At 68.0% G+C, this 26,490-nt stretch carries 28 protein-coding genes; 19 read left to right on the top strand and 9 right to left on the bottom strand.

Annotated features, from left to right (window positions below; all coding sequences use genetic code 11):
• Positions 1–10: 10 nt before the first annotated feature.
• From fdhF to PWS46_RS17865, 3 genes are read left to right on the top strand one after another with little or no spacing between them, the layout of a single operon-like run.
• Positions 11–2,866, top strand: coding sequence for a formate dehydrogenase subunit alpha (gene fdhF / locus PWS46_RS17855; RefSeq protein ID WP_434622656.1), 2,856 nt, complete (start codon positions 11–13; stop codon positions 2,864–2,866).
• 35 nt (positions 2,867–2,901) lie between these two features.
• The gene (gene fdhD / locus PWS46_RS17860) at positions 2,902–3,729 is read left to right on the top strand and encodes a formate dehydrogenase accessory sulfurtransferase FdhD (RefSeq protein WP_434622658.1); all 828 of its coding nucleotides are present in this window, start codon (positions 2,902–2,904) and stop codon (positions 3,727–3,729) included.
• A gap of 31 nt (positions 3,730–3,760) precedes the next feature.
• On the top strand, positions 3,761–3,988 hold the full coding sequence (locus PWS46_RS17865) for a formate dehydrogenase subunit delta (RefSeq protein ID WP_434622660.1): 228 nt from the start codon (positions 3,761–3,763) through the stop codon (positions 3,986–3,988).
• Positions 3,989–4,016: 28 nt separating this feature from the next.
• Here PWS46_RS17865 and PWS46_RS17870 read toward each other — a convergent pair whose 3' ends face one another.
• From PWS46_RS17870 to PWS46_RS17880, 3 genes are read right to left on the bottom strand one after another with little or no spacing between them, the layout of a single operon-like run.
• Positions 4,017–4,778: a methyltransferase domain-containing protein gene (locus PWS46_RS17870; RefSeq protein WP_434622662.1), complete on the bottom strand. Its 762-nt coding sequence runs from the start codon at positions 4,776–4,778 to the stop codon at positions 4,017–4,019.
• Between the two features lie 39 nt (positions 4,779–4,817).
• A complete protein-coding gene (locus tag PWS46_RS17875) occupies positions 4,818–5,198 on the bottom strand; it encodes a VOC family protein (protein ID WP_434622663.1) in 381 nt (126 codons plus the stop codon).
• A 7-nt stretch (positions 5,199–5,205) separates the two neighbouring features.
• Positions 5,206–6,699 carry a L,D-transpeptidase family protein gene (locus PWS46_RS17880; RefSeq protein WP_434622665.1) on the bottom strand — a complete coding sequence of 498 codons (1,494 nt, stop codon included), beginning with the start codon at positions 6,697–6,699 and terminating at the stop codon, positions 5,206–5,208.
• A 356-nt stretch (positions 6,700–7,055) separates the two neighbouring features.
• Between PWS46_RS17880 and urtA the strand changes: the two genes are divergently transcribed.
• The 7 genes from urtA to PWS46_RS17915 all read left to right on the top strand — a co-directional run bounded on the left by urtA (position 7,056) and on the right by PWS46_RS17915 (position 13,641).
• Positions 7,056–8,366 (top strand): urea ABC transporter substrate-binding protein, encoded by a 1,311-nt coding sequence (gene urtA, locus PWS46_RS17885; protein ID WP_434622667.1) that lies wholly within the window; start codon positions 7,056–7,058, stop codon positions 8,364–8,366.
• 196 nt (positions 8,367–8,562) lie between these two features.
• Positions 8,563–10,185: an urea ABC transporter permease subunit UrtB gene (urtB, locus tag PWS46_RS17890; RefSeq protein ID WP_434622669.1), complete on the top strand. Its 1,623-nt coding sequence runs from the start codon at positions 8,563–8,565 to the stop codon at positions 10,183–10,185.
• Between the two features lie 4 nt (positions 10,186–10,189).
• Positions 10,190–11,341 carry an urea ABC transporter permease subunit UrtC gene (urtC, locus tag PWS46_RS17895; RefSeq protein ID WP_434622671.1) on the top strand — a complete coding sequence of 384 codons (1,152 nt, stop codon included), beginning with the start codon at positions 10,190–10,192 and terminating at the stop codon, positions 11,339–11,341.
• 3 nt (positions 11,342–11,344) lie between these two features.
• Complete coding sequence (gene urtD / locus PWS46_RS17900; protein ID WP_085084212.1) at positions 11,345–12,091, top strand: urea ABC transporter ATP-binding protein UrtD; 747 nt, start codon at positions 11,345–11,347, stop codon at positions 12,089–12,091.
• A 14-nt stretch (positions 12,092–12,105) separates the two neighbouring features.
• Positions 12,106–12,801, top strand: a complete 696-nt coding sequence (gene urtE / locus PWS46_RS17905; RefSeq protein WP_109075161.1) for an urea ABC transporter ATP-binding subunit UrtE — start codon at positions 12,106–12,108, stop codon at positions 12,799–12,801.
• A gap of 102 nt (positions 12,802–12,903) precedes the next feature.
• Entirely contained in the window at positions 12,904–13,299 is a 396-nt protein-coding gene (locus PWS46_RS17910) for a COG4315 family predicted lipoprotein (protein WP_434622674.1), read from the top strand.
• 189 nt (positions 13,300–13,488) lie between these two features.
• Positions 13,489–13,641: a hypothetical protein gene (locus PWS46_RS17915; RefSeq protein WP_199230908.1), complete on the top strand. Its 153-nt coding sequence runs from the start codon at positions 13,489–13,491 to the stop codon at positions 13,639–13,641.
• 24 nt (positions 13,642–13,665) lie between these two features.
• On the opposite strand, the gene PWS46_RS17920 is transcribed toward PWS46_RS17915, so the two are convergent.
• From PWS46_RS17920 to PWS46_RS17930, 3 genes are all read right to left on the bottom strand, one after another.
• Positions 13,666–14,532 carry a 5'-nucleotidase, lipoprotein e(P4) family gene (locus PWS46_RS17920; protein WP_434622676.1) on the bottom strand — a complete coding sequence of 289 codons (867 nt, stop codon included), beginning with the start codon at positions 14,530–14,532 and terminating at the stop codon, positions 13,666–13,668.
• Between the two features lie 83 nt (positions 14,533–14,615).
• On the bottom strand, positions 14,616–15,515 hold the full coding sequence (locus tag PWS46_RS17925) for a pyridoxamine 5'-phosphate oxidase family protein (RefSeq protein WP_434622678.1): 900 nt from the start codon (positions 15,513–15,515) through the stop codon (positions 14,616–14,618).
• Positions 15,516–15,547: 32 nt separating this feature from the next.
• Complete coding sequence (locus PWS46_RS17930) at positions 15,548–16,180, bottom strand: glutathione S-transferase family protein (protein ID WP_434622680.1); 633 nt, start codon at positions 16,178–16,180, stop codon at positions 15,548–15,550.
• Positions 16,181–16,305: 125 nt separating this feature from the next.
• Between PWS46_RS17930 and PWS46_RS17935 the strand changes: the two genes are divergently transcribed.
• Positions 16,306–17,205 (top strand): LysR family transcriptional regulator, encoded by a 900-nt coding sequence (locus PWS46_RS17935; RefSeq protein WP_434622682.1) that lies wholly within the window; start codon positions 16,306–16,308, stop codon positions 17,203–17,205.
• A gap of 18 nt (positions 17,206–17,223) precedes the next feature.
• Here PWS46_RS17935 and PWS46_RS17940 read toward each other — a convergent pair whose 3' ends face one another.
• Complete coding sequence (locus PWS46_RS17940; protein WP_434622684.1) at positions 17,224–18,174, bottom strand: formylglycine-generating enzyme family protein; 951 nt, start codon at positions 18,172–18,174, stop codon at positions 17,224–17,226.
• Positions 18,175–18,495: 321 nt separating this feature from the next.
• On the opposite strand from PWS46_RS17940, the gene PWS46_RS17945 reads away from it, so the two are divergent.
• From PWS46_RS17945 to PWS46_RS17975, 7 genes are all read left to right on the top strand, one after another.
• The gene (locus tag PWS46_RS17945) at positions 18,496–19,278 is read left to right on the top strand and encodes a glycine zipper 2TM domain-containing protein (protein ID WP_434622687.1); all 783 of its coding nucleotides are present in this window, start codon (positions 18,496–18,498) and stop codon (positions 19,276–19,278) included.
• Between the two features lie 75 nt (positions 19,279–19,353).
• Positions 19,354–19,860 carry a PaaI family thioesterase gene (locus PWS46_RS17950; RefSeq protein WP_434622689.1) on the top strand — a complete coding sequence of 169 codons (507 nt, stop codon included), beginning with the start codon at positions 19,354–19,356 and terminating at the stop codon, positions 19,858–19,860.
• A gap of 182 nt (positions 19,861–20,042) precedes the next feature.
• A complete protein-coding gene (rplM, locus tag PWS46_RS17955; protein ID WP_109075170.1) occupies positions 20,043–20,507 on the top strand; it encodes a 50S ribosomal protein L13 in 465 nt (154 codons plus the stop codon).
• Between the two features lie 2 nt (positions 20,508–20,509).
• Positions 20,510–20,998, top strand: a complete 489-nt coding sequence (rpsI, locus tag PWS46_RS17960) for a 30S ribosomal protein S9 (protein ID WP_109075171.1) — start codon at positions 20,510–20,512, stop codon at positions 20,996–20,998.
• Positions 20,999–21,131: 133 nt separating this feature from the next.
• Complete coding sequence (gene argC, locus PWS46_RS17965; protein ID WP_434622690.1) at positions 21,132–22,196, top strand: N-acetyl-gamma-glutamyl-phosphate reductase; 1,065 nt, start codon at positions 21,132–21,134, stop codon at positions 22,194–22,196.
• 177 nt (positions 22,197–22,373) lie between these two features.
• Positions 22,374–22,910, top strand: a complete 537-nt coding sequence (locus tag PWS46_RS17970) for a gamma carbonic anhydrase family protein (protein ID WP_085084238.1) — start codon at positions 22,374–22,376, stop codon at positions 22,908–22,910.
• Between the two features lie 170 nt (positions 22,911–23,080).
• Positions 23,081–23,677: an OmpA family protein gene (locus PWS46_RS17975; RefSeq protein ID WP_149200235.1), complete on the top strand. Its 597-nt coding sequence runs from the start codon at positions 23,081–23,083 to the stop codon at positions 23,675–23,677.
• Positions 23,678–23,799: 122 nt separating this feature from the next.
• Here the strand turns inward: PWS46_RS17975 and PWS46_RS17980 are convergent, their stop codons facing one another.
• A complete protein-coding gene (locus PWS46_RS17980) occupies positions 23,800–24,459 on the bottom strand; it encodes a pyridoxamine 5'-phosphate oxidase family protein (protein ID WP_434622693.1) in 660 nt (219 codons plus the stop codon).
• 121 nt (positions 24,460–24,580) lie between these two features.
• On the opposite strand from PWS46_RS17980, the gene PWS46_RS17985 reads away from it, so the two are divergent.
• Positions 24,581–26,077 (top strand): PLP-dependent aminotransferase family protein, encoded by a 1,497-nt coding sequence (locus PWS46_RS17985; RefSeq protein WP_434622695.1) that lies wholly within the window; start codon positions 24,581–24,583, stop codon positions 26,075–26,077.
• Positions 26,078–26,142: 65 nt separating this feature from the next.
• Here the strand turns inward: PWS46_RS17985 and PWS46_RS17990 are convergent, their stop codons facing one another.
• The gene (locus tag PWS46_RS17990; protein WP_434622697.1) at positions 26,143–26,481 is read right to left on the bottom strand and encodes a hypothetical protein; all 339 of its coding nucleotides are present in this window, start codon (positions 26,479–26,481) and stop codon (positions 26,143–26,145) included.
• Positions 26,482–26,490 lie beyond the last annotated feature (9 nt).

A 26,490-nucleotide genomic window follows, 5' to 3' on the forward strand; every position in this document is an offset into this window, starting at 1 on the left:
AGCACCCGAGATGACCCTCATCCACGAGACCGACTACGGCACCCCGGCCCGCGTCTCCGAGACCCTGGTGACGCTGGAGATCGACGGCCGCGCCATCACCGTTCCCGAAGGCACCTCCGTGATGCGAGCCGCGATGGACGCCGGCATCACCGTGCCCAAACTGTGCGCCACCGACAGCCTGGAACCCTTCGGTTCCTGCCGCCTCTGCGCGGTGGAGATCGAGGGGCGCCGCGGCACCCCGGCCTCCTGCACCACCCCGGTCGCCCCCGGCATGAAGGTCCACACCCAGACCGACAAGCTGGCGAAGCTGCGCCGCGGCGTGATGGAGCTGTACATCTCCGACCATCCGCTCGACTGCCTGACCTGCGCCGCCAACGGTGATTGCGAGCTGCAGGACATGGCGGGCGCCGTCGGCCTGCGCAACGTGCGGTACGGTTTCGACGGCGAAAACCACCGCGCCGCCGCGAAGGACGAGAGCAACCCCTACTTCACCTTCGACGCGTCGAAGTGCATCGTCTGCTCGCGCTGCGTCCGTGCCTGCCAGGAGACCCAGGGCACCTTCGCGCTGACCATCGACAGCCGCGGCTTCGCGTCGTCGGTGTCGGCGGGCGCCAAGGAAAGCTTCATGGACAGCGAGTGCGTGTCCTGCGGCGCCTGCGTCCAGGCCTGCCCGACCGCGACCCTCACCGAAAAGTCGATCATCGAGTACGGCCAGCCCGAACACAGCGTCATCACCACCTGCGCCTATTGCGGCGTCGGCTGCTCCTTCAAGGCGGAGATGCAGGGCACCACGGTGGTCCGCATGACCCCGTGGAAGAATGGCGGCGCCAATGAGGGCCATAGCTGCGTCAAGGGCCGTTTCGCCTGGGGCTACGCCACCCACAAGGACCGCATCATGAAGCCCATGGTGCGCGAGAAGATCACCGACCCGTGGCGCGAAGTGTCGTGGGAGGAGGCGATCGCCTACGCCGCTGAGCGTCTGAAGGCGGTGCAGGCCAAGTATGGCCGCGGCTCCATCGGCGGCATCACCTCGTCGCGCTGCACGAATGAAGAGGTCTATGTCGTCCAGAAGATGATCCGGGCCGCCTTCGGCACCAACAACATCGACACCTGTGCCCGCGTCTGCCATTCGCCGACCGGCTACGGCCTGTCGCAGACCTTCGGCACCTCGGCCGGCACCCAGGATTTCCGCAGCGTCGACAAGTCAGACGTCATCCTGGTCATCGGCGCCAACCCGACCGACGGCCATCCGGTGTTCGGCTCGCGCATGAAGAAGCGCCTGCGCGCCGGGGCCAAGCTGATCGTCATCGATCCGCGCCGCATCGATCTGGTGCGCAGCCCGCACGTTCAGGCCGAACACCATCTGCAGCTCCAGCCCGGCACCAACGTCGCCGTGGTCAACGCCATCGCCCACGTCATCGTCACAGAAGGGCTGGTCAACCGCGCCTTCGTCGAGGAGCGCTGCGATCCGAAGGAGTTCGCGAAGTGGGAGGCGTTCATCGCCGAACACCGCAACTCGCCGGAATATCTGGAATCGCGCACCGGCGTCCCGGCCGATCAGGTCCGCGCCGCCGCCCGCCTCTACGCCACCGGCGGCAACGCCGCGATCTATTACGGCCTGGGCGTGACCGAGCACAGCCAGGGCTCCAGCACGGTGATGGCGATCGCCAACCTCGCGATGGCGACCGGCAACATCGGCCGCGAGGGCGTCGGCGTGAACCCGCTGCGCGGCCAGAACAATGTGCAGGGCTCCTGCGACATGGGCTCCTTCCCGCACGAGCTGCCGGGCTACCGCCATGTCTCGGACGATCTCGTCCGCCAGGAGTTCGAGGCCGCCTGGGGCGTCACGCTGGATCCGGAACCGGGCCTGCGCATCCCCAACATGTTCGACAGCGCCCATGACGGCAGCTTCCGCGGCCTGTTCGTCCAGGGCGAGGACATCGTCCAGTCCGATCCCAACACCAACCACGTCACCTCGGCGCTGGAATCGCTGGACATCGTCATCGTCCAGGACCTGTTCCTGAACGAGACGGCGGCCTTCGCCCACGTCTTCTTCCCCGGCACCTCCTTCCTGGAGAAGGACGGCACCTTCACCAACGCCGAGCGCCGCATCAACCGCGTCCGCAAGGCGATGCCGTCGAAGGTCGGCAAGGACGAGCATTGGGTGGCCTGCGCGCTGGCGACGGCCATGGGCTATCCGATGCACTACGAGACCACGTCGGAGATCATGGACGAGATCGCCCGGCTGACCCCGACCTTCCGCGGCGTCAGCTTCGAGAAGCTCGATCGCGTCGGCAGCGTGCAGTGGCCCTGCACCGGGTTCGAGGACGACGACACCGGCATGGCGATCATGCATGGCGAGACCTTCGCCCGCGGTCTCGGCCGCTTCATGATCACCGAATATGTGCCGACCGACGAGCGGACGACGCGGATGTACCCGCTGGTGCTGACCACCGGCCGCATCCTCGCCCACTACAATGTCGGCGCGCAGACCCGGCGCACCGCCAACGTGGCCTGGCATCCGGAGGACGTGCTGGAGATCAACGCGGTGGATGCCGAGATCCGGGGCGTCAAGGACGGCGACATGGTGTCGCTCGCCAGCCGCATGGGGGCCACCACGCTGCGCGCCGTCATCTCCGACCGCATGCCGGCCGGCGTCGTCTACACCACCTTCCACCACCCGGTGACCGGCGCCAACGTCATTACCACCGAGAATTCGGACTGGGCGACCAACTGCCCCGAATACAAGGTGACGGCGGTGCAGGTCGCCCGCAGCAACCAGCCGTCGGACTGGCAGGTCGACTACGCGAAGAACGACGTCGAGCGCAAGCGCATCGCCGCCGCCAACGTCATCGCTGCCGAGTAATGCGCCGCCGAATAACGGCCTGAGGAGTGGGAAGCATGACCGCGATGACCTCTGGTACCATCCGTCCCGACGATATGTCCATGTGCTCCATCGCCGTCACCGGCACCGGCTTTGCCGCCGGTGTCGGGGTGGAGGAGGGTGCGGACGTCGAGTGGCAGGTGCCGGAGGAAACTGCGGTCGCCTTCGAATACAACGGCCGCTCCCATGCCGTGATGATGGCGACCCCCGCCGATCTGGAAGACTTCGCGCTGGGCTTCAGCCTTGCCGAGGAGATCGTCGGGGCCGCCGCCGATATCGAGAAAATCTCCGTGCGGGAAACGCCGCTGGGCTTCGTCGTCAACCTGACGGTCGACCCGTTGCGTCTCCTGCGCGGAAGCCTGCGCAGCCGCTCCATGGAGGGGCGGAGCGGCTGTGGCCTGTGCGGCGTGGACAGTCTTGTCCACGCCGTTCGGGAGCCCCGCAAGATCGAAACCTCGCTGGAAGTCGACCCGGCCGCCGTGGCCGCCGCCTTCCGCGCCCTGCCGGATCACCAGCCGATGAACCGGGCCAACCGCTCGGTCCACGCCGCCGCCTGGTGCGCGCCGGACGGTACCATCCGGCTGGCCCGCGAGGATGTCGGTCGACACAACGCGCTGGACAAGCTGATCGGCGCCGTCGTCCGGTCGGGTGCCGACCCCGCGACCGGCTTCGTGGTGATGACCAGCCGCTGCAGCTTCGAGCTGGTGCAGAAGACCGCCGCGGTGGGCATCCCGCTGCTGGCGACCATTTCGGCGCCGACGGCGCTGGCGCTGGAGCTGGCGCGCAATGCCAACCTGACCCTGGGTGCGCTGTCGCGCCGCGACACCGTCATCCTGTTCCGCTGAACCCAACACCGCTTCGTCAATGGAGACACCGATGAGCCACACGAACCATGCCAAGGATCTGGTCCGGATGGCGAACCAGATCGCCGTCCACTTCGCCACCTACCCGCGGGAAGAGGCGGTGACCGAGACGGCGACCCACATCCGCAAATTCTGGGATCCGCGCATGCGCGCCGGCCTGTTCGCCCATGTCCAGGCTGGCGGCGAAGCCGACCTGCACGAGGTCGCGCGCGGCGCGGTCGGGATGCTGCAGGCCCGCTGAGGCGAAGCGCGGTCGCGGCCGGGGTTCGTCAGACCCTGCGGAAGGCAAACATGACCGTTTCGTAGGGGAAGGCGATCTCGGCGCGATCCGCCAGTTCGGGTGTCCGGGCGATCAGCGCGCGGGTTGCGCGCTCGACGTCTCCCTGCCGTTCCGGCGGCAAAGCAGCAATGAAGCTGACCGAGAGCGTGCGCTTGACGATGACGTCCTCCGCACTTCCGACATGGGCATGCCGGACATGGCGCTCGTCGATCGGCTCGAAGCCCGGTGCGGGAAAGACCCAGCGCCAGCTTCCTGTCCGATAGCGCGGGGTATCGCCTTCCCAGGGGTCGGTGATGGCTGTGAGCGCCGCCACCCAGGGCACGCTCTCGTCGCGCACGTTCCAGATCAGCCCCAACGTGCCGCCCGGCGCCAGGACGCGCCGCATTTCCTGCAAAGCGTCGGCGGTGGCGAACCAATGAAAGGCCTGCGCGCAGACTACGGCATCGACGGAGCCGTCCGGCAGGGGAATGGACTCCGCATTGCCCGCCATGACGGTGATGTCGGGAAAGCCCTGGACCAACTGTTCGCGCATGCCGGCGACCGGCTCGACGGCGGTGATTTCGCCGCCGCATTCCTTCAGCACCGCGATGAATTTGCCTGTGCCGGCGCCGACTTCCAGGACCCTCCGTCCGGGGCCGACACCCAGGATTTCACGCAGCCACGCGGCGGCTTCAGGCGGGTAGCCGGGACGGCCTTTGACATAGGTCGCGGCCCCCGTCTCGTAGCCTCTGGAAGAGTGATGCACCGACATGTGGATCTCCATCCTTCCAGTGTGCCTCGAAGCGGACCCTCAGACGTAATTGGCGATCTCGACCAGATTGTCGTCGGGGTCGCGGAAATAGACGGAACGGATCGGCCCGGTGGCGCCCGTGCGGCTCACCGGGCCTTCTTCTATGGCGATGCCCTTGGCCTGGAGATGGGCGATCACCTCCTCCAGCGGCGTGTCGGCGATCAGGCAGAAGTCGCCGCTGCCGGCGGTGGGCCGGGCGGCCTTCGGTTCGAACTCCCGCCCGACCTCGTGCAGGTTGATCTTCTGCGCGCCGAAGGACAGGGCGCGGCGGCCGCCGGCGAAGGTGACGACCTCCATGCCCAGCACGTCGCGGTAGAAGGCGCAGGTCGCCTCGATGGAGGCGACCGTCAGCACGACATGGTCGATCCGGGCGATCCGCATCGCAGCCTCACATGCCGGTCGGCGCGGGGATCGACTTGGCCGGCGCCGGGGTGGAGGCGGAGGACAGCGGCGTCGGCGCATGGGCGGCCGGGACCGGCAGCGGCGCCGGCTTCGACAGCGGGCGCGGCGTCGAGACCGGCGTCACCGGGCCCGCCGCCGCCGGATTGGCCGACATCGCCGCGCCCGACTGGCCGGAGGGCGTCGCCAGCGTGGGCGGATCCTCGTAGATGTCGGGGTGGACGCGCACCACGCCGGCGGTGTCGACCGACGCGTTCCAGTAGACGAAGCGCACGGGGATGGCGTTCGGCAGCCGGATGGTCTTGGTTTCCCCAGTGTCGAGCTGCTGGCTGATGACGGCCGGCGTCACCTTGGCCGCGCTCAGCAGCGTCTCCGCCATCATCCGGGCATCCTCCAGCCGCACGCAGCCGGAACTGGCGGCGCGCAGGTCGCGGCTGAACAGCTTCGGGTCGTTGGTGCCGTGCAGGAAGATGCCGTCGCCGTTGGTCAGGTTGAAGCGGAAGCGGCCCAGCGCGTTGTCGTCACCCGGCTTCTGCACGATTCGCACGCGGCCGGGATCGACCGACCACCAGTTGACCGACTGTGTGTTGGCCACTTCCGAGCCGTCGAGATAGACGGCGGCGTTCTTGATGCCGGTGGTGCCCTTCTTGCGCAGGGCCGGCAGCTTGTCCTCGCTCAGCACCGTCGGGGGGACGGTCCAGGTCGGGTTGATGGTGACGCTGGTGATCCTGTCCTGCAGCAGCGGCGTCTTGCGCGACGGCCGGCCGACCACCGCCCGCATGGTGAAGGCGGGGCGGCCATGCTCGACGAGGGTGACGGACTGGCCGGGCAGGTTGACCAGAACCGTGGTGTCGGGGATGGAGGCCTGCTGCGCCCGCATCGCCGCGGCGGCGCGGCGCAGAAGTGCCACGGTCTGCGCCGGGGTGCGGTCCAGCGCCTGGCGCGTCACCTCGCCCACCTTGCCGTCGGGCTGCAGGCCCTCCGCCATCTGGAAGGCGCGCACGGCGACATCGACATCCTCGTTGAAGCTGTCGGTCCATTTGTCGGCGGGCAGATAGCCCAGTTCGATCAGGCGGCGGGCGACCCGGCCGACGCGGTCGGCCAGCGGCGAGCGCACGGAGATCACCACCGGCGGCGCCGGCTCGACCGGGGCGAGGCCGGGCAGGGTCGGGGCCTGCGCCTGCACGTCGGCGGGGGGCACGTCCATCGCCGGGGCGACGCCCTCGACCATGCCGCCGTCGCCCAGCTTCACGACCGCGCCATAGCCGACGCGGGTGGCCGGCGCCTTGGGCGCGTTCTGGATTTCCAGCGCGCGCTGTTCCAGTGCCGCGGCCCAGCCGGCGACCAGCGAAGGCTTGGCGGCGTGGGCCGCCTCCTTCGCCGCTGCGGCCAGTGCCGGACCGCTCAGGACGACGCCGACCAGACCGCCGACCAGGCAGAGGGCGGCGGAGCGGCGGGACATCGGGCGGCGGAGATCATGCATGGCGATGGGACCGGAACGTGAACGGAAAGGATCGAGCGCTGTATCCTTCGATGAGCCTTCCGCAATCCGCAAGCGACATTTGGTGTCGGCAGCTCTGCTGTTCACACTGTTGCTCCCGTGCATCGCCCCGTCACTCGGGGGCGGCCATGGCCGTTACACGCCCTGATTACGCCTGTTGGACGCCGCGGCGCCGGTTTTATTCCGAACCTCCGAACGATAGAGGGCCGGAAAGGCCGGAGCCTGGCCGTATGTGTCATTTGACGTAGATACCGCCTTTCGCATGCGCGGTAGCTTTTCCCCCGACGATGTGGCGAAGCCCCGGAGCAACCGGGGCGCCAAAGGAAGGGGGCAACTTCATGCGGACCAAGCAACTGACGTCCAGCTTCGGGATCGGCGCGCTGGCCGGTCTGGCCATGGGCGCGATGGCGTCCTTCGCGATGCCGGCCCAGGCGGCGGACGACACCATCAAGGTGGGCATCCTGCATTCCCTGTCCGGCACGATGGCGATCAGCGAGACGACGTTGAAGGACGTCATGCTGATGCTGATCGACGAGCAGAACAAGAAGGGCGGCCTGCTGGGCAAGAAGCTGGAGCCCGTGGTGGTCGATCCGGCCTCCAACTGGCCGCTGTTCGCCGAGAAGGCGCGCGAGCTGATCAGCAAGGACAAGGTGTCGGCCGTGTTCGGCTGCTGGACCTCGGTCAGCCGCAAGTCGGTGCTGCCGGTGTTCGAGGAACTGAACAACATCCTCTTCTACCCGGTCCAGTATGAGGGCGAGGAGTCCTCCCGCAACGTCTTCTACACCGGCGCCGCGCCGAACCAGCAGGCGATCCCGGCCGTCGACTACCTGATGCAGAAGGAAAAGGTCCAGCGCTGGGTGCTGGCCGGTACCGACTACGTCTACCCGCGCACGACCAACAAGATCCTCGAAGCCTACCTGAAGGGCAAGGGCGTCAAGCCCGAGGACATCATGATCAACTACACGCCGTTCGGTCATTCCGACTGGCAGTCGATTGTGGCGGACATCAAGAAGTTCGGGTCGGCCGGCAAGAAGACCGCCGTCGTCTCCACCATCAACGGCGACGCCAACGTTCCCTTCTACAAGGAACTGGGCAACCAGGGCGTGAAGGCCGAGGACATCCCGGTCGTCGCCTTCTCGGTCGGCGAGGAAGAGCTGGCCGGCATCGACACCAAGCCGCTGCTCGGCCATCTGGCCGCCTGGAACTACTTCCAGTCGGTCGAGACCCCGGCCAATTCCGCCTTCATCAAGGAATGGAAGGCCTTCACCAAGAACGACAAGCGCGTCACCAACGACCCGATGGAAGCCCACTATATCGGCTTCAACATGTGGGTGAAGGCGGTCGAGGCGGCCGGCACCACCGAGCCGGACAAGGTCATCGACGCCATGGTCGGCGTGTCGGTGCCGAACCTGACCGGCGGCTATTCGGCGATGCTGCCGAACCACCACATCACCAAGCCGGTGCTGATCGGCGAAGTGCAGGAGAACGGCCAGTTCGACGTCGTCTCCAAGACCTCGGGCCTCGTCCCGGGCGACGAGTGGTCGGACTATCTGCCGGACAGCAAGGACCTGATCGCCGACTGGCGCAAGCCGATGTCCTGCGGCAACTTCAACGTGAAGACCGGCAAGTGCGGCGGCAAGGGGTCGTGAGGGTAGCGTTCGCTGACTTGATCGTCTGAGTGGTCGCGACGCTTGCCCCCACCCTAACCCTCCCCCGCTCTCGGCCGACCGAAGGTCGGTCCGATCGCGGTGGAGGGGATCTCTCCCTCCCTTGCGAAGCGGGGGAGGGTCGGGGTGGGGGCAAGCGTTTCGCGTTGTTAGACACCCCCGCACCGAAGGACCCGCGATGCGACGCGCTCTCCGCTGGCTGATGGCGCTCTGTGTGGTGGTCGCCACATCGACCGCCGCATTCGCCGCCGATCTCCGTCCGCTTGTCCAGGCCCTGGGCAGCGGCGGCTATTCCGGAACCGAAAAGGCGCTGGAGCAACTGTCCGAAACCGGCGACACGGCGGCCGTGCCGGTGATCGAGGCGCTCCAGGCCGGCGATCTCCATGTCCGCAAGTCCGACAATGCCGTGGTGATCGCCCGCAAGTCCGGCGACGCCTTTGCCCTGAGCGACCCGCTGAGCGGAGAGGCGCTGGGCCAGGCCGCGGCGGCGGACCTCACCCGGATCCGCATCAACAATTCGCTCCGTCGCGCCATCAGCGCCTCGCTGGGTGCCCTCACCCTGATGAGCCCCGATGCCGGTGTCCGCCGCTCCGCCGCCGATGCGGTGTTCAAGAGCCGCGACGCCAACGCGCTGCCGACGCTGCAGAAGGCCATCGACAAGGAGCAGGACAAGGGCGTCCGCGCCGCCATGGAGCAGGCGCGCGCCGCCATCCTGCTGACCGGCGAGGCCGCGTCGAAGATGACCGATGCCGAAATCCAGTCGGCGACCGACACGCTGGCCGCCCGCGGCGACCGCGACGCGCTGGTGCTGCTGAACATGGTCGCCGGGTCCGGCGCGTCCGACGTCACCAAGCGCTCGGCCGCCGCCGCCGTCTCCACCCTGGAACAGAAGCTGGCCTTCTGGGCCGCGCTGCAGAATCTCTGGTACGGGCTGTCGCTGGGATCGGTGCTGCTGCTGGCCGCCATCGGGCTGGCCGTCACCTTCGGCGTGATGGGCGTCATCAACATGGCCCATGGCGAGATGGTGATGATCGGCGCCTACACCACCTTCCTGGTGCAGGAGTTCTTCCGCGCCCATGCCCCCGGCCTGTTCGACCTGTCGATCCTGGTGGCGCTGCCCGCCGCCTTCATCGTCTCCGGCGGCGTCGGCATCATCATCGAGCGCAGCGTGATCCGCTGGCTCTATGGCCGTCCGCTGGAAACGCTGCTCGCCACCTGGGGCCTGTCGCTGGCGCTGCAGCAGGCTGTCCGTTCCATCTTCGGCCCGACCAATCGCGAGGTCGGCGCGCCGAGCTGGATGTCCGGCGCCTTCGAACTGGGTGGCCTGACCATCACCTACGGCCGCCTGTGGATCGTCATCTTCGCCTTCGCCGTCTTCGCGGCCCTGCTGGTCGCGCTGAAGCGCACCTGGTTCGGCCTGTCGATCCGCGCGGTGACGCAGAACCGGCCGATGGCCAACGCCATGGGCATCCGCACCGCGCGGGTCGATGCGCTGACCTTCGGTCTCGGCTCCGGCATCGCCGGTCTCGCCGGTGTGGCGCTCAGCCAGATCGACAATGTCAGCCCGAACCTGGGCCAGGGCTACATCATCGACAGCTTCATGGTCGTGGTGTTCGGCGGCGTCGGCAACCTGTGGGGCACGCTGGTCGGCGCGCTGACGCTGGGCTCCATCAACAAGTTCCTGGAGCCTTACGCCGGTGCGGTGCTGGGCAAGATCCTGGTGCTGATCTTCATCATCCTGTTCATCCAACGGCGTCCGCGCGGCCTGTTCGCGCTGAAGGGCCGCGCGGTGGAGGCCTGAACCGATGCTGCTGCGCTTTTTCCTGATGGGGCTGGACCGAAAGGCCGGGATCGTTCTGACGATCCTCGCCATTCTGGCGGTGGCGGTTCCGGTGATGACGCTGTGGGTGCCGGCGGACTCGCCCTTCCACCTGTCGGTCTTCACCGTCTCGCTGCTGGGCAAATACCTCTGCTTCGCGCTGCTGGCGCTGGCGCTCGATCTGGTGTGGGGCTATTGCGGCATCCTGTCGCTCGGCCATGCCGCCTTCTTCGCGCTCGGCGGCTATGCCATGGGCATGTACCTGATGCGGCAGATCGGCCCGCGCGGCGTCTACGGCAATCCTGTCCTGCCCGACTTCATGGTCTTCCTGAACTGGAAGGAGCTGCCGTGGTACTGGCTGGGCTTCGACCAGTTCTGGTTCGCCGCCTTGATGGTGCTGGTGGTGCCGGGGGCGCTGGCCTTCGCCTTCGGCTGGTTCGCCTTCCGCAGCCGCGTCACCGGCGTCTACCTGTCGATCATCACCCAGGCGCTGACCTTCGCCCTGCTGCTGGCCTTCTTCCGCAACGACATGGGCTTCGGCGGGAACAACGGCCTGACCGATTTCAAGGACATCCTCGGCTACGACATCCAGGCCGACACCACCCGCGTCGCCCTGTTCGTGGCGACGGTGGCCGCACTCGCGCTCTCCTACATGATCGCGTCGGGCGTCATCGCGTCGAAGCTGGGCAAGGTGCTGGTGGCGCTGCGTGACGCCGAGAGCCGCGTCCGCTTCATGGGCTACGACACCGAAAGCTACAAGCTGTTCGCCTGGACCCTGTCGGCCTGCATGGCCGGCGTGGCAGGCGCGCTTTACGTCCCCCAGGTCGGCATCATCAACCCGTCGGAATTCGCCCCGGCCAGCTCGATCGAGGCGGTGATCTGGGTCGCCGTCGGCGGGCGCGGCACGCTGGCCGGCGGCATCCTCGGCGCGGTGCTGGTCAACATGGGCAAGAGCTATTTCACTGGCGCCCTGCCGGAGCTGTGGCTGTTCGCGCTGGGCGGCCTGTTTGTGGCGGTCACCCTGTTCCTGCCCAAGGGACTGCTGGGGCTTGGCGCGCAGCTGAAGTCCAAATTGCCCGGACGCAACAAGACCTCGCCCCTTCCCAATGCCAAAACAGCCGACCAGAAGGGAGCCTGACCCATGAGCGCGGAATCGACCCTTCTCTATCTCGACGGCGTGTCGGTCAGCTTCGACGGCTTCAAGGCGCTGAACAGCCTGTCGCTGGTGATGATGCCGGGCGAGATGCGGGCGATCATCGGCCCCAACGGCGCCGGTAAGACGACGATGATGGACGTCATCACCGGCAAGACCCGCCCCGACACCGGCACCATCCTGTTCGAGGGCGACACCGACCTGACCCGCCTGCGCGAGGCGGCCATCGCCAATCTCGGCATCGGCCGCAAATTCCAGCGCCCGACCGTCTTCGAACCGCACACGGTGTGGGACAATCTGGAACTGGCGCTGAAGGCGCCGCGCCGGCCGCTGAAGACGCTGACCTACGCCATCAGCCGCGACGACCGGTCCCGCATCGAGGAAATCCTCGACATCACCCGCCTGTCGGCCCTGCGCAACCGTCAGGCCGGCAGCCTGTCGCACGGGCAGAAGCAGTGGCTGGAGATCGGCATGCTGCTGGCCCAGGACCCCAAGCTCCTGTTGGTCGACGAACCGGTGGCCGGCATGACCGATGCCGAGACCGAACAGACGGCGGAACTGCTGTGCAGCATCGCCGGCAAGCATTCGGTGATCGTGGTGGAGCATGACATGAGCTTCGTCCGCGCGCTCGGCGTCAAGGTGACGGTGCTGGCCGAGGGCTCCGTCCTGGCCGAAGGCTCGCTGGACGCGGTGAGTTCGAATCAACAGGTCATCGACACCTATCTCGGCCGCTGACCGGAGATCCCAAGATGCTGGACGTTCGCTCTCTCGATCTGCATTACGGCGCCGCCCAGGCCCTGCGCAGCGTTTCCATGAAGGCTGAAATCGGCAAGGTCACCTGTCTGGTCGGCCGCAACGGCGTCGGCAAATCCAGCCTGCTGCGCGCCATCGTCGGGCTGAAGCCGGTGTCCGGCGGCTCCATCGGCTGGGACGGCGCCGACGTGACGAAGATGGCGCCGGCCGACCGGGCGCGGCGCGGCATCGCCTATGTGCCGCAGGGGCGCGAGATCTTCCCGCTGCTGACGGTGCGGGAAAATCTGCTGACCGGCTACGCCCCGCTGCCGCGCTCGCAGCGCTCGATCCCCGACGAGGTGTTCGAGCTGTTCCCGGTGCTGAAATCCATGCTGGAGCGCCGCGGCGGCGACCTGTCGGGCGGGCAGCAACAGCAGCTCGCCATCGGCCGCGCCCTGGTGACGCGCCCGCGCCTGCTGGTGCTGGACGAGCCGACCGAGGGCATCCAGCCCTCCATCATCAAGGACATCGGCCGCGCCATCTCCTACCTGCGCGACAAGGGCACCATGGCGATCCTGCTGGTGGAGCAGTATTTCGACTTCGCCCGCGACCTCGCCGACGACTGGGTGGTGATGGAACGCGGCGAGGTCATGCTGTCCGGCCCCCGCAGCGGGCTCGACGAGCAGGAGGTGCGCAAATACCTGACGGTGTGATGCCTGCGGAATGATGCTTACGGAATAACCGCGCCTCCGGGTGCGTCCTTCCTCCATCGGGTCCGTCGTCCGGCGGGCCGGTTTTGGGGAGGAACCGCAACAATGACGTCCGCACTCCGTGTCACCGCCGCCGCCATCGGCCTGGGAGCCGTCCTGTTCGGCGCGCCCGCCTTCGCGCAGGACAAGGAACCCGCCATGATGGGGAAGACCGCGATGGGTCCCGTCCTGACCGACGCGAAGGGCATGACGCTCTACGTCTTCGACAAGGACAGCGCCGGCAAGTCGGCCTGCAACGGGCCTTGCGCGACCAACTGGCCGCCGCTGATGGCTCCCGCCTCCGCCAAGCCGATGGGCAAGTACACCGTGGTCACCCGCGACGACGGCAGCCACCAGTGGGCCTACAACGGCAAGCCGCTCTACACCTGGGCCAAGGACATGAAGCCGGGCGACGCCACCGGTGACGGCGTCAACAATGTCTGGCATGTCGCGAAGCCGTAAGACCGCGTTCCGCGTTCCGCGGTGCCGTGGTGGTGATACCGCCCCACGGCCCCGCGCAATTTCGGGGTATTCTTAGCCTGTCGAGGTAATTCGCAAACATCGGCTTCGCAGGCGGCGCTCTTTAATGGTCGTTAAGGATCGAAACCGCAAGATGTCCTCACCGTCATCTTGCTCATGGAGCAGCAGGCCATGTCGATCTACAACGCCGCCTCGTTCGAAGCCACCCCCTCCGCCGAACCGAAGGTCCGCAAGATGAGCGGCCTGCCGCGACTGGCGGTGTGGACCGTGATGATCGGCGCGCCCTGGGTGGTGATCGTGCAGGCGGTGCGCCTGATCTTTTAAATCCGGCGCACCCCCGTCACGCCCTTACTGGGCCGGCGGCACCCAGGGTTCCAGCGCGCCGATCTTCCTGGCCCGCTTCTCGTCCGCCGACAGTTTGAAATTATGCCCATAGGGCGCGCTCTCGAACGAGCCGTATCCGGGGTTGGCCAGCATCAGCCAATCGCGCCCGAAATGCTCCTTCACCGCCTCATAGGCCTTCATCCGCTCCGCTTCGCTGCCGTTGGCGGCGTCGGTGAAGTCGCCGAAATTGTCGCCGAACAGCAGGACGATCCGGTAATCCTTGGCGATGACCGCGCGCCGCGCGCTCTTCGCCGAACCCCACTCCGGCTTTTCCTTCGACATCAGGAAGGTATCGACGTTCCCGCCCATCGGGAAGCCCAGCGCCTGCGCGTTGCGGCGGGTCGGTTCCTCCTGATCGGCGCTGCGGTTGGTGACGTAGAAGACCTTGACGCCCTTCGATTCGGCATATTGGGTGAACTCCACCGCGCCCGGCACCGCCGTCGCCTTTTCCGCCCGCACCCAGGCGTCCCAGGTCTTCGGCGAGAAGTCGGTGCCGCTGGTCACCAGACCGGTCTGATAGGCGGAGTTGTCCATCGCCGTCTCGTCGAGGTCCAGCACCACGGCCGGCGGCAGCTCCTGGTAATTGCCGGTCTGCTCGGTCGCCGCGGTCCAGGTCTTGTCGGCCAGCGCCTTGTCCAGCTGGATCCGGCCCAGCGCATAGACCGCCAGCGCATTGGCCTTGTATTCGACCGACCGCTGCATCCACAGCTCGGCGTTCAGCAGGTCGTTCTGGGGAGCAGAATCGGCCGCAAGAGCCGGCCCGGCGAGAAGGGAGAGGACAACCGCACCGGACAGCAGCGACCAGCGCCCGGAACAGGCGGAATTGCGCATCGACACACCCATCCATCAAGTGTCATGGAACCGTCATCGAAGCACAGATCCGGACGCTTGGCGACGGTCGCGTGACGCTTGCGTCACGGTATCCCGGTGCGCTCCTCCGGTTTCTTCCAGCGCAGCGGGATCGCCGCCTTCCGCCGCCATCCGCGCTCCACCTGCAGGCTCCAGCTCCGTTGGGCGTTGGGCAGGGCAGGGTCGGGCTCCCAATCGATGGCGACCGCCCCGGTCAGGTGCAGCACGTCGCCGCTGGCGTCGTCGGCCAGCAGCAGCCCGGCGCGCGGATTCAGCAGCATGTTGCCCAGCGTGTTGAAATAACGGTTGCCGGCATAGTCGGGAACGATCAGCCGGTCGCCCTCGATCCGGATGAAACCCGCCGGCCCGCCCCGGTGCGACATGTCCAGCCGGCCGTCACGCCCCGCCGACGAGGCCGAGGCGACGAATGCGGTATCGGCCGTGCCGATCAGGCGCCGGGCCTCGCCGTCCAGCCCGGCCAGCGCTTCCACGGCCCCGGCGGGGGAGGGGGCCTCCTCCTCCGCCCGGCGGACATGGATGTATTGCGGGCAATTGCCGAAGCTCTCCTCAACCGCCATGGCGAAGGCCGTCCCGTCGCGTGCCGCCACCCGGCCGTTCACCCGATTGCGCCGCCGGGTGGCGGGGTCGATGCCCAGCGCCGCCACCGGCTCCCCCACCGCCGGCCCGGTCGGCCAGGGCTGCCATGCACCGTGGTCGGGCCGCACCCACAGCGTGCGCGGGTCGGCGGCGGAGACGAAGCCGGGGGCGCCGGTCAGCACCCCGGCCGCCGGGTCGCCGGCTTCGTCACGCGCGGCGACCAGCAGCCAGGGCAGCAGCGGGAAAAACTGCTGATGCTGGGGGATCAGCCGGTCGCGAATCGGCGCCGACGGCACGCGGAACCCGGCCCGCGCCTGCGCCTCCCGCTCGCCGGGATGGAAGGGGTCGGGGATGCGGTCCTGGTCCATGACCGTGCTCCTGACATCAACAGGGAAAACGTTCAGGCGGTTTGCGGAATGGCGCTTTGCGGCATCGGGGTCAGTGCCGGGATCGCTTCCACCCGCTCCAGCCAGCGGCGAACCGCCGGATAGGGATCGAGCGGGATGCGGCCCTCCGGCGCGCGGGCGACATAGGCGTAGCAGGCGATGTCGGCGATGGTTGGCCGCTCCGCCGCCAGCCAGTCGCGGTTTGCCAGATGGCCGTCCATGAAGCGCAGGACGCGCCCGGCGACCGCCTGCGCGTCGGTCAGCGACGCGGCCCCGCCCCACAGCGTCAGGATGCGTGCCAGCGCCGGCCCGAAACGCAGGTCGCCCGCCGCGACCGACAGCCAGCGCTGCACCCGCGCCGCGTCCTCCGGCGCCTTCGGGTTCCACAGGCCGGAGGCGTCGTAGCGGTCGGCGAGATAGACCAGGATGGCGACGGAGTCCGGCAGCACGAGGTCGCCGTCGACCAGCACCGGGATCTGCCCGAAGGGGTTGAGGGCAAGGAAGCTCTCCGACCGCCGCAACTCGGCACCGGCTTCGACGAAGCGGTAGGGCAGGCCGAGGATGTTCAGAAAGGCCTCCACCCGGTGGCTGTGCCCCGACAGCGGCGTGCCGTAGAGCGTGATGGCGGGTTCGGCGGTGGTGCTCATCGGACAGGTCCCTTTTGGTGGTGTTTTGCGATGACTGTTTCGCGGATGCCCATATCCAACCACTTGCGCGCATCGGCAGGAATGCGCTTTGATCAAAAGGGACCGTTTCAGAAATCGGAAGAATTGTGGACCGGCTGGACGAACTGGCGATCTTCGTGGCGATCCTGGAGGCCGGCAGCCTCGCCGGCGCGGCCAAGCGGCTGCGGCGGTCGGCGCCAGCGGTCACCCGCGCGCTGTCCGGGCTGGAGGAGCGGCTGGGCCTGCGGCTGATCGAGCGGACGACCCGCAACCTCGCGCCCACCGACGCCGGCCGGCGGTTGGCCGAGCAGGCGCGCCGGCTTCTCGCCGACTATGACGAGGCGCTGGCCGCCACCGGCACCGACCGGCCGCTGCGCGGGCGGCTGCGCGTTACCGCGCCGGTGATGTTCGGACGCAAGCATGTGACGCCGCTGGTCCTCGACTTCATGCGGGCCTTTCCCGACATCCGGGTCGAGCTGGTGCTGTCCGACGGCAACCTCGACCTGATCGAGGAGGAGCTGGACGTGGCGATCCGCATCGGCCCCTTGCCCGATTCGGGCCTCGTCGCCCGGCGGGTGGGGCAGGTCCGGCGTTATCTGGTCGCCAGCCCCGGCTATCTTGCGCTGCGCGGGACGCCCTCGACGCCGGAGGATCTGGCCGACCACGACATCATCCTGTCGACCGCTCGGCCCCGGCCACCCGACTGGCGCTTCCTGGTTGACGGGCGGGAGCGGGTGGTCCGGGTCGTCCCGCGGCTGTCGGTCAGCCACATCGAACCGGCGCTGCTGGCCGCCCGCGACGGGTGCGGCGTCACCCGGCCGCTGTCCTATCAGGTCGCCGACGATCTCGCCGCCGGCACGCTGGTGCGCCTGATGCCGCACACCGAGCCGGCGCCGCTGCCCGTCCATGTCGTGGTGCCGACGGCGCGGCTGATGCCCGGCCGGGTCCGCGCCTTCCTCGACCATGCGGTGGACGGGCTGTCGGCGCTGGCCGTCCTGCGTGACTGAAGCGGCCGGAGCGGGGTCTCAGGGATCGCGGGCGACGCGGATGCCGTAGGCGGCATAGCCGATCTCCGCCCCGTCGATCCGGCGGACGGCCGAGCGGACATAGCGCGGGTTGCTGTGCCACGACCCGCCGCGCATCACCCGCTGCGCGCATTTCCCGCCGCCATCCGCCGCGCAGTCCTCCACCCACTGCCAAACATTGCCGAGCATGTCGTAGAGGCCGAAGCCGTTGGGGCGATAGCTGCCGACCGGCGCGGTGAACAGGGCCCCGTCGCGGCAGTTCGCGACCTCCCAGTCGGTGAAGCGGTCCTTGGCGCTCAGGTCGGCGCCGTTCGCCGCGTCGCACCCCTTTGCCGGATCGTCGCCCCACCAGCGGGCGGTCCGGGTGCCGGCGCGGGCCGCATATTCCCACTCCGCCTCCGTCGGCAGACGGTAGTGCTTGCCGGTCCGCCGGCTGAGCCAGTCCACATAGGCGCGGGCGTCGTACCAGCTGATGCAGACCGCCGGGTCCCGGTTCGTCTGGTCGAAGCCCGGCCGGCGCCAGGAGAAATGCCAGCGCGGCAACAGTTCCGTCTCGCCGGCATAGCCGCGGCAGGTCGTCCGCGATTTGTAGCCGCTGTCCTGGATGAACCGCGCGTACTCGCCGCGGGTGACCGGATACTTGCCGATGGCGACGGGGTGCCGGATCGACACCGGGTGTTGCCGCGGCTCGTCGGGAAAGCGCTCCCGTTCCGAGTCGGGCGAACCCTGGAGATAACTGCCGGCGGGGAGCGACACCAGGACCGGGGCGTCGGGATGGTCCCAGATCTCGCCGGTCGGACTGCCCGCCTGCCAGTGCTGGAAGGTCGCCAGCCGTTCGGCGCGCCAGCCGGACAGGTCCTCCGGCTCCGCCCGGCGCCAGCCGGCGAGCGCCGCCAGCACGAGGATAAGGACGACCACCGCGCCCACGGAGCCGGGCAGGGTGACAGGCATGGTGGGGAGCCCTCTTGCAGGGGTGGTTTCGGCGGGGATGCGTGTGCGGATCATGCCCACCATTTCCCCGCGATACCGTGTGTCCGGCAACCGCGCGTCCGTGTCCCGGTCGTGGCACTTCCCCGCCGGTGCGGGACACGGGTGGCCGACGCTCCGCCCCTTTGAATTATGGCGGAAGCGGTATGCGTGATCGGCGAGCCCCCGGCCGGCCATCGCTGCACTGCAACGCAGCCTTCCGGCCGTGTCCGGATTTTGCCCGGTGACGAGCTGGGGGGCTTTGCCGTAAGAAACTCGGCGGGTTTCAAAACGGATGGCTCCCCCGTGTTCCGATCGGTCTCCTTCTGCCTGTTCATCGCCGCGGCCGGCGGTCTTGCGGGCTGCACCTCCGACTATTCCCCCAACACTTACGCCTCCAACGCGGTCCAGCAGGCCAACAAGGTGGAGCCGGGCGTCGTCGTCGGATTCCGTCAGGTGGCGATCAGCGCCAACGGCACGGTCGGCGCGGTCAGCGGCGGGGCGGCCGGCGGCATCCTGGGGGCGCAGGTGGGGTCCGGCGGCATGAACGCCGCGCTGGGCACCGTCGGCGGCACGGCGATCGGCGGCCTGCTGGGCACGGCGATGGAGCACATCGCCGGCGACACCACCGGCTGGGAATACATCGTCCGCAAATCGAACGGCGATCTGCTGTCGCTGACCCAGAAGGAGCCGCAGCCGCTGCCGATCGGCCAGAAGGTGCTGGTCATCACCGGCAGCCAGGCCCGCATCGTCCCCGACTATTCCACGCCGGCCGATCCCGCGCCCGCCAAGGCCGATTCGCCCAAGGCGGACGCACCCAGGCCCGATGCGCTGCGGCCGGAAACTCCGAAATCGGACATCAAGGCGGTCCCGCTCGCCCCGCCCGCCGAACCGGCCGCTCCGGCGGCACCCTCTCCGGCGGAGCAGTCCGCCACCGAACCGGCGCAGCCCGCCAGCGGCGGCGGCCCGATCCGCCTGACCGCTCCCACCGATACCGCCCCCACCGATACCGCTCCCGCGGCGGCTCCAGAGCCCGCGAACCCCACCCCGGTAGAGCCGCCCCCCGCAGAGCCGAAGCCGGCGGAATAGCGGCACCATACTTGTCCGAATGGCCGGGATGGCGCACAGTCCGGTGGTCCAACAGAGATCACCGGCCGAGGGTCCATGTCCGCCGTCGACACCGCACAGAACGCCGCTCCCGCCCCCACTCCCGCCATGACCAGGGAGGAACTGGAAGAGCTGATCCGCGAGGGGGTTCCCCTGGTCGGGAATTTCGGCATCGTCGTCGAAAGCCTGGGCGCCGGGACGATTCGCCTGCGCCTGCCCTACAAGGACGATTTCGTCCGTCCCGGCGGCACCGTCACCGGCCCGGCGATGTTCGGGCTGGCCGACGTGGCGCTCTATGGAGCGGTGCTGAGCCTGATCGGCCGGGTCGAGCTGGCGGTGACCACCAGCATGACCATCAACTTCCTGCGCCGCCCGCCGCCCGTCGCCATCATCGCCGAGGCGCGCGTCCTGAAGCTCGGCAAGCGGCTGGCCTATGGCGAGATCCTGCTGTTCTCCGAAGGCGATCCGGAGCCGGTCGCCCACGTCACCGGAACCTACTCCATCCCGCCGCACGCCCCCGTCACCGTCGCGGTATCACATTACCGCATGGAAGAGGCTTCATAAAAAATCCTTTCGGATCAATGGGTTTGCCTGAGCGGTATCCAATTACCGCGCTTGCAAGCTACTGAAAACAAACGGAAATTTTTCCGTTGACAGAGGCATGCTCCGACCCGTAGAAAGCCGTCCGCTTCGGCGCCCCGGTATCGGCGGCCAGCCGATCCGTATTCGAAGAAACGAGTGTGGCGATGAAGACCTTCAATCTGAAGCCGACCGAAATCGAGAAGAAGTGGTACGTCGTCGACGCCGACGGCCTCGTTCTCGGGCGGCTTGCCAGCATCCTGGCGAACATCCTGCGTGGCAAGAACAAGCCGACCTACACCCCCCACATGGATTGCGGCGATAACATCGTCGTCATCAATGCGGAGAAGGTGAAGCTGACCGGCAACAAGCGCGACGCCGACATCTTCTACTGGCACACCGGCTATCCGGGTGGGATCAAGGGCCGCTCCAAGGGCCAGATCCTGGACGGCAAGTATCCGGAGCGCGTGATCGAGAAGGCCGTGGAGCGCATGGTTCCGCGCGGTCCGCTCGGCCGCCAGCAGATGACCCATCTCAAGGTCTACAAGGGCGCCACGCATCCGCACGATGCGCAGCAGCCGGTCGCCCTCGACATCGGCGCCCTGAACCCGAAGAATAAGCGGAGCGCGTAATAATGGCTCAGGTCACCACCACCCTCTCCAGCCTCAAGGAACTGACGGGCGCCGCCGCCACCGCGACCGTCACCGAGGAGCTCGCCGCTCCGAAGCTGGACGCCCAGGGCCGCGCCTATGCCACCGGCAAGCGCAAGGACGCCGTCGCCCGCGTGTGGATCAAGCCGGGCTCCGGCAAGGTCACCGTGAACGGCCGCGACCAGTCGGTCTACTTCGCCCGTCCGGTTCTGCGCATGATGATCGCCCAGCCGTTCGGCGTGACCGAGCGCTCGGAGCAGTTCGACGTGGTCGCCACCGTTGCCGGCGGCGGTCTGTCGGGCCAGGCCGGTGCCGTCCGTCACGGCATCTCCAAGGCGCTGACCTACTTCGAGCCGGCCCTGCGCCCGCCGCTGAAGGCCGCCGGCTTCCTGACCCGCGACGCCCGTACGGTCGAGCGTAAGAAGTACGGCCGCGCCAAGGCCCGCCGCAGCTTCCAGTTCTCGAAGCGCTAATCCCTACACGGGCCCGCGGCTTTACGGTACAAGCGAGGGGCGTCCCGAAAGGGGCGCCCCTTTCTTTTTGCCTTTACCCTCACGCCTACCCAAGCCTCAACGCTCCTCCCGTCAAGCGAAGGACAACGCTTTCATGGCCTCGATCAGCACTTCCGGCGGTTCGAAGATCCGCGTCGGCATCCTGGGCGCTTCCGGTTACACCGGCGCCGAACTGGTGCGCATGCTGCTGCGCCACCCGAACGTGGAGATCGCCGCGCTGACCGCCGAACGACAGGCCGGCAAGCCGATGGCGGAGGTGTTCCCGCATCTGGGCGGCTATGGCCTGCCCGATCTGGTGAAGATCGAAGAGCTGAAGTGGGACAACCTGGACTTCATCTTCTGCGCCTTGCCGCACGGCACCACGCAGGAGGTGATCGCCGGTCTGCCCAGCGGGCTGAAGGTGGTCGACCTGTCCGCCGATTTCCGCCTGAGCGATCCGGCCGAATACGCCACCTGGTACGGGCATGAGCATCGCGCCGTCGACCTGCAGAAGGAGGTCGCCTACGGCCTGACCGAGTTCAACCGCCAGGGCGTGCGCAAGGCGCGGGTGGTGGCGAATCCGGGCTGCTACCCGACCTGCTCGCTGCTGCCGCTGCTGCCGCTGCTGCTGGAAAACCAGATCGAGCCGGGCGGCATCATCATCGACGCCAAGTCCGGCGTGTCGGGCGCCGGCCGCGACGCCAAGCAGGCCAACCTGTTCACCGAGGTGTCGGAGGGCTTCAACGCCTACGGCGTCGGCCACCACCGCCACATGCCGGAGATCGAGCAGGAACTGCGGCTGGCCGCCGGCCGTCCGGTCACCGTCTCCTTCACCCCGCATCTGGTGCCGATGAACCGCGGCATGATGGCGACCATCTATGTCCGCATGGCCGACGGCGTCACCGCCGACGACCTGCGCGCGACGCTGGCCGCCCGCTATGCCGACGAACCCTTCGTCGGCGTGACCCCGGCCGGCGTGGTGCCGGCGACGCGCCATGTCCGCGCCTCCAACCACAATCTGATCGGCGTGGTCGCCGACCGTGCGCCGCGCAGCGCCATCATCGTGTCGGTCATCGACAATCTGGTGAAGGGCGCCTCGGGGCAGGCCATCCAGAACATGAACGTCATGATGGGGCTGGGCGAGACGACCGGCATCGATCAGGCGCCGCTTTTCCCGTAATCGGCTACCGCGAACGGTGCGGGCAGGGGCTGTGACGGCGTTGTGGCCCCCTGTCCGCACTGTTGCACAGAGGCACCAATCGGGATTTGCTTTGGCCTGTCAATGCGAAATCAGGTGGTGCCTTAAGCCTTACGGTGTTTCAATCCCGCCCGTCATGCACGACTTCGGTACGACCTGATGACCGGCCTTGTCCGCGCCTTCAACGGCATCCTGCCCACCGTCGACCCGACCGCGTTCATCGCGGAAACGGCGGCGGTGATCGGTGATGTCGTGATCGGGGCGAACAGCAGCATCTGGTACGGCTGCACCGTGCGTGGAGACGTCAACGAGGTCCGAATCGGCGCTCGCACCAACATTCAGGACGGCACCGTGATCCACGTGGCCTCTGAAGGGCAGGGCACCTACATCGGCGACGACATCACCGTCGGCCACATGGCGTTGCTGCACGCCTGCACGCTGGAAGACGGCTGCTTCATCGGCATGAAGGCCTGCATCCTGGATGGGGCCTATGTCGAGTCGCGGGCGATGGTCGCGGCCGGTGCTCTGGTGACGCCCGGAAAGCGGGTGACGTCCGGATTCTTGTGGGCCGGCAGCCCTGCTAGACCGGTTCGCGAGCTTACGGAAAAGGATCTCGCGGTTTTTCCTGTGCTCAGCCACCGTTATACGGATTTGGCGGAAACCTACCGGAAAAGCTGCTATGGAAGTGGAGCATAGGTCAAGGTACAGGTCGGGTTCGGCCGAACGGCTGAGGTGTCGGAACGTCGCCGCACACCACATGTTGGAAAGGTCGCTGCCGCGCTTGCACGTGGGCTGATGCTTCGATTGATAGGTTCATCCCCCGCAGGCACTCTGATGGGGAAGGGTTCTGGAAGGGAGTGAAGACAATGAAGACTATTGTTCGCGCGGGTCTGGCTGCCATCCCGGCCGCCATCGTCGCTTTCGGTCTGTCGGCGGCCGCCAATGCCCAGGACGCGAGCCTGGTCGGCAAGGGCACCGAGTGGTGCAACCCGGTCATCGGCTGGGGCAACGTCGCCGCCCGCACCGGTGACGGCGGTTACGTCATCCACCAGGGCAGCTATCCGTGCCCGCCGGCCGCCGCTGCTCCGGCTCCGGCCGCCGTCGCTGCGGTCCAGAGCGAATATCTGGTGTTCTTCGACTGGGATAAGTCGAACATCACCCCGGCCGCCGATCGCGTGATCGGTGACGCGGTGTCGGCCATCCTGAAGAACGGTGGCGCCAAGATCAACGTCGTCGGCCACACCGACACCTCGGGGTCGCCGGCCTACAACCAGAAGCTGTCGGTGCGTCGTGCCGACGCGGTCAAGAAGGCCCTGGTCGCCAAGGGCATCCCGGCCGCCAACATCACGACCCAGGGCAAGGGCGAGAGCCAGCTGCTGGTTCAGACCGGTCCGAACGTCCGCGAGCCGTCCAACCGTCGTGCGCAGATCCTGCCGCGCCTGCTGAACGCTCCGTCGTCCTAAGGACGGTTGGCAGGGGGCCGTTCCGGGGGTATCGGACCGGCCATCCCGCCAGCGCGAGAAACCGCAAGAAAAAGGCCGCGCCGGGCTTCCCGGTCGCGGCCTTTTTCCGTTTCGGACTGCTATCAGCCCCCAACCTGCGCCGGGTCCTGTTCCGGCTCGCCGGCGGTCAACCGCAGGGGCAGCACGCCCGCCCACACCGGGTGGTCCATATCCTCCGGATCGTCGCCCGGCGGGCCGGAGCGCCGCTTGGCCGACGCCTCGGCGATGGGGAAGGCCAGCACGGACGTGGCCTTCAGCTCCTGCGTATTGGGTGCCCGCACCTTGGCGCTGCGGCCGGGCTCGATCTTCTCCATCAGCGCGTCGAGCGCCGCGCGCTTCTCCGCTTCCTCCGCCACCAGCCGCGGCCGGCCGAACAGCATGACCGAGCGGTAGTTGACGGAATGATGGAAGGCCGAGCGCGCCAGCACCCACCCGTCGATCAGCGACAGCGTGATGCAGGCCTCGCCCCCCTCCTGCAGCCGCCGGATCATCCGGCTGGAGGACGCGCCATGGATCATCAGCTCGTCCCCCACCCGCCAGGGAACCGTCGGGATCACCATGGGGGAGGGCTGGCCATGGCCTTTGATGGCGTCGTCGACGAAGCCGACGTGGCAGATCGGCGCCTCGTCGATGATGGAATGGATCAGGGCGACGTCATGGCTGCCACGGTCGCCCAACCGCACCGGCCGGGTGCGCGGTGTCTGGGCCAAGGCGGCGGGAGAATCGGTGAGAAGGCTGGTCATGGTCGTGCTCAAGGCCGGAACTGTTGCGATGGCCCAGAATGGCCGGCAGAATGGCTCCTTCGAAAGGTCCGGAATGCCGATTCCTTAGGGGCCAATTCTCTACACTCCTGGGAGGCTCGCCATGGCCCGCCCGGCGCGTCCGGTTCTGTCCAGCCTTGGGCCGGTGGCGCTCGACCGTGATGGAGCGGAGCCGCTGCACCGCCAACTCTACCGCGCGCTGCGTCAGGCGGTGCTGGACGGCCGCCTGCGTCCGGGCGAGCGTCTGCCGCCCAGCCGGGCGCTCGCCACCGAGTGGGGGCTGTCGCGCAACACGGTGGTCACCGCCTACGACACGTTGCTGGCAGAAGGTTACGTCAGCGGCCGGGTGGGGGCCGGCACCTTCGTCGCGTCCTCGCTTCCCGATGCGGCGCCCGGTGGCGCTCCGGCCCGTGACGAGGCGCGGCGCGGCGTCGGCCTGTCCGCCCGCGGCCGGACGCTGGCGGAGGCGCCGGCCATCGCCCGCGACCGGGCGGGACGGCCCTTCGCCCTCGGCACCCCGGACCTCGGCGCCTTTCCCGCCGAGCTGTGGGCACAATTGCTCGGCCGCTGCTGGCGCCATGGCGGACGGACGCTGGCGACCGATCCGGACCCGCTCGGCTACGCTCCGTTGCGGGCGGAGATCGCCGCCTATCTGCGTGCCGTCCGCGCCGTGCGTTGCGAGGCGGAGCAGGTCGTCATCGTCTCCGGTGCGCAGCAGGGCTTGGCACTGATGGCGCAGCTGCTGCTCGACCCGGGCGACGAGGCCTGGGTGGAGGAACCCGGCTGGCCCGGCAACCGCGCCGCCCTGCTGGGCGCCGGGGCGCGGCTGGTTCCGGTGCCGGTGGATTGCGAGGGCATCGACGTCGCCGCCGGCATGGCCCATGGGGCCGGCGCCCGGCTGGCGCTGGTCACCCCCTCCCACCAGTTCCCCCTGGGCGTGACCATGAGCCTGGCGCGCCGCCTGCGCCTGCTCGACTGGGCGGCGGCCCGCGACGCCTGGATCGTCGAGGATGATTACGACAGCGAGTTCCGCTATGCCGGCCCGCCGCTGGCCGCCCTCCAGGGATTGGACGGCGCCGGCCGCGTCATCTATGTCGGCAGCTTCAGCAAGGTGATGTTCCCGGCGCTGCGGCTCGGCTATGTCGTGGTTCCGCCCGATCTGGTGGAGCCGGTGCGCGCCGCGCGCCGCCATTTCGACGGCGGGACCAGCGTGGTGCCGCAGGCGGCGCTACACCGTTTCCTGGCCGACGGCCATTTCGCCTCGCACCTGCGGGCCATGCGCTCCCTCTACGCCGCCAAGCGCACCGCCATCCTGGGGTCGATCGCCGACGCCTTTGCCGGCTTCGCCAGCGCCGAGGCGGGGGAGGCCGGCATGCACATCCTGCTCCGCCTGCCTCCCGACTGCCCTGACCATCTCCTGGCGGAGCGCGCCGCCCGCATCGGCCTGACCACGCCGTGCCTGTCTAGCTACCACCGCGCCGCCGATCTGGCTGCCGGCGCCGGGACCACCGGCAACGGCCTCCTCCTCGGCTTCGCCGCTCACGACCCGGCGACGCTCGATCGCGCGGTGCGCGATCTGGCGCGGCTGGCGATCGGGTGAGGTAATAGTTGTAGGAGTGAGCGGCTCTCCGACGCACGGACAACGCCCACGATGCATTTAATTGACTAAAATTTGACGTTCGAAAAATCAGGCAAATGATTTGACCAATCATGCTTGTAAACGTCCGCCAACACCGTATTGTGCGCCTTCTTGTTGTTGGAGCTGCCGGAATATCCATTTCCAGGTAGCCCTGTTTTTGCGTTGACCGCAATAGATTGCAACGGAGGAAGGTCTTTTTCTTTGCAGTATTTCTGAATTATGCCGAGGTACAGGTTCGCGACACGCCAGTGAACACCAATGGCGTCGCTCAGCTCCTTATACGTGAGAAGCGAGTTCCGTTCGGCGGCTTTTGCGAGGACTGGCCATGCCGCCTCAGCACGATGTCTGTGTAATTCAAGGTTCATATCAACCTC

Origin of the sequence: Azospirillum sp. B2RO_4 (assembly GCF_051124815.1) — a bacterium.
In the GTDB taxonomy this organism is placed as follows: Bacteria; Pseudomonadota; Alphaproteobacteria; order Azospirillales; family Azospirillaceae; genus Azospirillum.

What these genes read in the sequence shown, in the direction of transcription:
- urtC (WP_434622671.1), top strand. Translation starts at nt 10,190, where the DNA reads ATGCTGCTGCGCTTTTTCCTGATGGGGCTGGACCGAAAGGCCGGGATC.
- PWS46_RS17915 (WP_199230908.1), top strand. Translation starts at nt 13,489, where the DNA reads ATGTCGATCTACAACGCCGCCTCGTTCGAAGCCACCCCCTCCGCCGAA.
- rpsI (WP_109075171.1), top strand. Translation starts at nt 20,510, where the DNA reads ATGGCTCAGGTCACCACCACCCTCTCCAGCCTCAAGGAACTGACGGGC.
- fdhF (WP_434622656.1), top strand. Translation starts at nt 11, where the DNA reads ATGACCCTCATCCACGAGACCGACTACGGCACCCCGGCCCGCGTCTCC.
- PWS46_RS17880 (WP_434622665.1), bottom strand. Translation starts at nt 6,699, where the DNA reads ATGCATGATCTCCGCCGCCCGATGTCCCGCCGCTCCGCCGCCCTCTGC.
- PWS46_RS17930 (WP_434622680.1), bottom strand. Translation starts at nt 16,180, where the DNA reads ATGAGCACCACCGCCGAACCCGCCATCACGCTCTACGGCACGCCGCTG.
- PWS46_RS17925 (WP_434622678.1), bottom strand. Translation starts at nt 15,515, where the DNA reads ATGGACCAGGACCGCATCCCCGACCCCTTCCATCCCGGCGAGCGGGAG.
- urtA (WP_434622667.1), top strand. Translation starts at nt 7,056, where the DNA reads ATGCGGACCAAGCAACTGACGTCCAGCTTCGGGATCGGCGCGCTGGCC.
- argC (WP_434622690.1), top strand. Translation starts at nt 21,132, where the DNA reads ATGGCCTCGATCAGCACTTCCGGCGGTTCGAAGATCCGCGTCGGCATC.
- PWS46_RS17940 (WP_434622684.1), bottom strand. Translation starts at nt 18,174, where the DNA reads ATGCCTGTCACCCTGCCCGGCTCCGTGGGCGCGGTGGTCGTCCTTATC.
- PWS46_RS17870 (WP_434622662.1), bottom strand. Translation starts at nt 4,778, where the DNA reads ATGTCGGTGCATCACTCTTCCAGAGGCTACGAGACGGGGGCCGCGACC.
- PWS46_RS17975 (WP_149200235.1), top strand. Translation starts at nt 23,081, where the DNA reads ATGAAGACTATTGTTCGCGCGGGTCTGGCTGCCATCCCGGCCGCCATC.
- PWS46_RS17910 (WP_434622674.1), top strand. Translation starts at nt 12,904, where the DNA reads ATGACGTCCGCACTCCGTGTCACCGCCGCCGCCATCGGCCTGGGAGCC.
- rplM (WP_109075170.1), top strand. Translation starts at nt 20,043, where the DNA reads ATGAAGACCTTCAATCTGAAGCCGACCGAAATCGAGAAGAAGTGGTAC.
- PWS46_RS17920 (WP_434622676.1), bottom strand. Translation starts at nt 14,532, where the DNA reads ATGCGCAATTCCGCCTGTTCCGGGCGCTGGTCGCTGCTGTCCGGTGCG.
- PWS46_RS17985 (WP_434622695.1), top strand. Translation starts at nt 24,581, where the DNA reads ATGGCCCGCCCGGCGCGTCCGGTTCTGTCCAGCCTTGGGCCGGTGGCG.
- PWS46_RS17875 (WP_434622663.1), bottom strand. Translation starts at nt 5,198, where the DNA reads ATGCGGATCGCCCGGATCGACCATGTCGTGCTGACGGTCGCCTCCATC.
- urtE (WP_109075161.1), top strand. Translation starts at nt 12,106, where the DNA reads ATGCTGGACGTTCGCTCTCTCGATCTGCATTACGGCGCCGCCCAGGCC.
- urtD (WP_085084212.1), top strand. Translation starts at nt 11,345, where the DNA reads ATGAGCGCGGAATCGACCCTTCTCTATCTCGACGGCGTGTCGGTCAGC.
- PWS46_RS17990 (WP_434622697.1), bottom strand. Translation starts at nt 26,481, where the DNA reads ATGAACCTTGAATTACACAGACATCGTGCTGAGGCGGCATGGCCAGTC.
- PWS46_RS17980 (WP_434622693.1), bottom strand. Translation starts at nt 24,459, where the DNA reads ATGACCAGCCTTCTCACCGATTCTCCCGCCGCCTTGGCCCAGACACCG.
- PWS46_RS17970 (WP_085084238.1), top strand. Translation starts at nt 22,374, where the DNA reads ATGACCGGCCTTGTCCGCGCCTTCAACGGCATCCTGCCCACCGTCGAC.
- urtB (WP_434622669.1), top strand. Translation starts at nt 8,563, where the DNA reads ATGCGACGCGCTCTCCGCTGGCTGATGGCGCTCTGTGTGGTGGTCGCC.
- PWS46_RS17950 (WP_434622689.1), top strand. Translation starts at nt 19,354, where the DNA reads ATGTCCGCCGTCGACACCGCACAGAACGCCGCTCCCGCCCCCACTCCC.
- PWS46_RS17865 (WP_434622660.1), top strand. Translation starts at nt 3,761, where the DNA reads ATGAGCCACACGAACCATGCCAAGGATCTGGTCCGGATGGCGAACCAG.
- fdhD (WP_434622658.1), top strand. Translation starts at nt 2,902, where the DNA reads ATGACCGCGATGACCTCTGGTACCATCCGTCCCGACGATATGTCCATG.